Genomic DNA, 3657 nt, shown 5'->3' with positions numbered 1-3657 from the left:
CCCCCGCCCGAAGGGTTCATGCTCTGCTCACGGGTTCCCACCACCCGCCGCCTGCCGTCCACCGCTCGGGGGTCGCGGGGCTAACGGTGCCGTTCTCGAGAGTGAGCTTCAGCCGGAACGCCCCCGCACGAAACCCCCTTCGTGTTCGGCGGCGACCGGCACCCGCTAGGCCGCGCCCGGACAGCCGATACCACGGGGATGGCTGTGCCCCAACCACCCCTTGGGCCACCCCGCCGTGGGGGCCTTGAACGGAAGTCTGTTTCAGCAGGTCAGCACTGGGGACCCACTAGCCGAAGGAACGCCCGATGATGACCGAACCCGCCACCCAGGCCGCTATGCCGCCCGCGCCTGCCGATCGGAGCACCCTGCTTCGGAAGGCCGCCGAGCTCGCCGAGTCGCTGCGCCAGTTCGAGCGCGTCACCGGCCCGCGGGCGGCAGCGCAGACTTCGGAGAATGTTGGCATTCTCCGCGTCGCCGACATGCTCCGCCGCTTGGCCGACGAGGCGCAGCCCGGCACCGGCTCGGCCGCCTCGTCGTCGTGCAGCGTCCCGGACTCTTGCGAGGACGGCGAACTCTGCGACCGGCACGAGGCCGAGCAAGCTCACGCCGAGGGAGAACACGCCTTGTGCGGCGTCACCTGCGAAGCCCAGTTCCCCACCGAACTGCTCCGCAACTCGATCATCACGTGCGGCATCCCCGGCACGGCCGGGATGTTGGACGAACTCCTGCGCCGCGCCGCCGCCACGGCAGAGAGCATGGCGCCCAGCGTCACCAGCCACACGTACGAGGGCGACGGCGGGCCCTGTGGGGCTGAGGCGTACGGCGAGGACTGCGGCGCGCCCCGCACCGACCAGCTGGAGGACCGCCGGTACGTCCCGACCCGCCCGGCCGAGGCGCTGGCCGCGACCGCGCTGCGGCCGGCCGTCTTGGCCGCGTACCAGGCTGCCCGGCAGGCATCCCTCAGCCACGCGCCCCGCGACCTGGTCACCCTCACCCACCATCTCCACACTCTCGGCCCCACCGTTCCCGCCACGCTGCGCAACGAGGTCATCGAGGCACACGAGGATGTTGAGGACGCGTGGGAGGCCCTGAACACCNACGAGGTCATCGAGGCACACGAGGATGTTGAGGACGCGTGGGAGGCCCTGAACACCGCCCACACGATCACCGGCCGCAACACGGCCACCGAGAAGGCGCGCGCCGCCGTGGAGCGGGCCCGCGCTGTCATCCTGGCCATCGAGCCGCGCGCCGAGGAACTGTCCGCCCACGGCGACCGCCAACTCTGACCCGCCCGGCGCCGTCCGCCGGTCGGCGCGGACGGCGCTCACGCCGGGCCCTGGACGAAGTGGCCGGGGCGATCCAGACATACCGAGTGCCGGGCGTGCGGCGCGCTCATCATCGCCGTCGCCGCCTGTCCCTAGTCCCTACCGGCACGTGGGCGATGCTCCACATCACCTGACAGGACCCGACGTCCCACCTGTTGAGCCCGTCTCGCCACCCCGGCGGGGCGGGCTCTTCCCTCGCCCAGCCGCCACCGGTGTACGCCGCCGTCACTCGCGCCCTCCCGGCTCCGGCGATCGGGTGGGGTGGCGGGGCTTGCCCCGGGTCCCGGCACGGTCCCGCCCACCGGCTGCCCGGCCGGACCTGAACGGCAAACCGAACGGATCCCTTCATGCCATCTGCCTCTGCCCACCCCGCCCCGCCCGACGCGACTGCCCCCAAGACGTGTCGTAACCCTCACTGCGGCGGGCGTCTGGAGCCCCATCCCGATGATGGTCCCGATGCCTACTGCATTGCGTGCGCGGACCTGGCCGACGACCACGACCAGGGTGCTCACGACTACGACAGCCACGAGCACTGCCCCGCCTGCCAGCCCTGACTCCCGCCATGCACGCGGCAGTTCCGCCTCTCTTGCCACCGCGGGCCAGCCCGGCCCTGGTGGTTGCAGGGCTTAGCTTCACTCGGGGCGGTGTTGGTGGTGCCAGAAAGGCGCTCCCGCGCCACCACCCCTGAAGTGTGGCCGAGTTCCCCGGCAGCAGGGCCGCCCCCCCTCACGGGGCAGCCCTGCCCCCTCACCCCGTGGGTTCCGTGTCCAGCAACCGCCCTCACCACCACCCCCACACCCTGGCCCCCGACCGCCGCTCGGAACGGCACCCCGAGGGCCGGGGTATGTCCGGCCGCTTGTCGCTGGGCTGACCCTCGCAGTCCCTGACCGTGCGGCCCGCCGCGTCCCGTCACCGGCAACCTCCCGCCATTAGCTAGGGAGTTTCGCCATGACCCGCCCGCTGCCTGGCGGCACGTGGCGTAGACCCGCACCGCAAGCGCGGGGTCCGGCCCGGCCGAGGACATTCCCCGACCCTGCTGCTCGCCACCCGGGACGTGTGTGCCCTCGCTCCGGCCACCGCCCGCTGCCCCTCGCTTGGCCCCCGGCCTGCGGTCGCACGGTGGGGGCCGGGGCGCCAGCCGTTTGCACAGCTTGCCCCGGGCCCCGGCAAAGTGCCGTCACCCATCCCGCGCGTGCTCTGTCGTGTGGGTTTCGATCTTCTCAGCCCCTCCGTCTTATGGGAGTTCCCTGTGTCTGCTGCCCGTGATGACAAGCGTTCCGCAATGTTCTGGCCGCTCACCGACCCGTCCGAGGTCACGTTCGCGGCATACTCCGTGACCGCGTCGCCCGAGTCCGACCTCATCCCCGGTATTCCGAACCCTCGCCCGATGTCCGGTGCTCTACTGCGGGCGCTGCTGATCAATGCCGACGAATGCGGGGGCATGCTTGCCATGGACGACCTGAGCAAGACCGTGGTGTTCACCTACGCGTCCGGCATGTTCCACACAGCAGTGCAGGAGGCCCGACCGCTCCCCACACCGCCCACGCCCACGTGCGGTGAGTGCGGCCAGTGGGAGAGCGAGCACGGCAACCCGAACGCGTCGTGCTGCGACCGCTTCGACGTCGAGCCGCGCCCGGGCACTGCATCCAATCGCCTGTGCTCCGCGTGCCGCCAACCGTTCCTGCACCACGGCCGACGCTACACCGTCGCCTGTTCCTCGTTCCTGAAATAGCTGCCCCTGCACCATGGCGGTCATCCTGCCGCCGGACAGGCGGCATACGGGCTCGGCGCCGCCGAGTACCGGCAGAGCGTCACTACCTCGTTCCCCGACGGACTGATCGAGCAGTACGACCAGGGTCGCGAGGAAGCACACCGCGTGACACCGCGCCGCGAACAGTCCTGATACTCCTGCCGGGGCGCACACCGCGCCCCGGGCCGCCCTCCTGCTTGACCACCACCGCCCCCTACCCCGAGGGCGAGCCGTGCGGGGTTGAGGGGGTTGCCCCCCCCGCACGCCACTGCGCCCAGGCCAAGGGCCGCGTCCAAACGTTCGCCCGCCTCTACGCCCTGTCCGCCGTGTCCCTCGCGGCCGCCACCGCATCCAGCGCTCTGCGGCACGCCCCATGGCCCTGGACCGTCCTGTATACGGCGCTGATGGTACTCACCGTGCTCGGCGCGTACGCCTGGAACACCGCTCTGGGCCAATCACCTGGCGCGTCCACCACCGCAGACGCGGACGCCCGAGGCGGCGACACCTCGTCGAACACGCCCCCGTCCTGACCCCGGCTCGGCCCCCTGGCCCCCGCCCGCGCGGGGCCAGGGGATCCGCCCC

General features: G+C 71.9%; 2 protein-coding genes. Both read left to right on the top strand.

What is annotated here, in order from left to right:
• Window positions 1-2574: 2574 nt before the first annotated feature.
• Window positions 2575-3057 (top strand): hypothetical protein, encoded by a 483-nt coding sequence (locus EEJ42_RS08455; protein ID WP_148081891.1) that lies wholly within the window; start codon window positions 2575-2577, stop codon window positions 3055-3057.
• 215 nt (window positions 3058-3272) lie between these two features.
• The gene (locus EEJ42_RS50210) at window positions 3273-3605 is read left to right on the top strand and encodes a hypothetical protein (RefSeq protein ID WP_148081890.1); all 333 of its coding nucleotides are present in this window, start codon (window positions 3273-3275) and stop codon (window positions 3603-3605) included.
• Window positions 3606-3657 lie beyond the last annotated feature (52 nt).

The organism is Streptomyces botrytidirepellens (genome assembly GCF_003721215.1).
Lineage (GTDB): Bacteria > Actinomycetota > Actinomycetes > Streptomycetales > Streptomycetaceae > Streptomyces > Streptomyces himastatinicus.
Note: the sequence above shows the minus strand (reverse complement) of the source record. Positions and strands in the feature narration are given on the sequence as shown.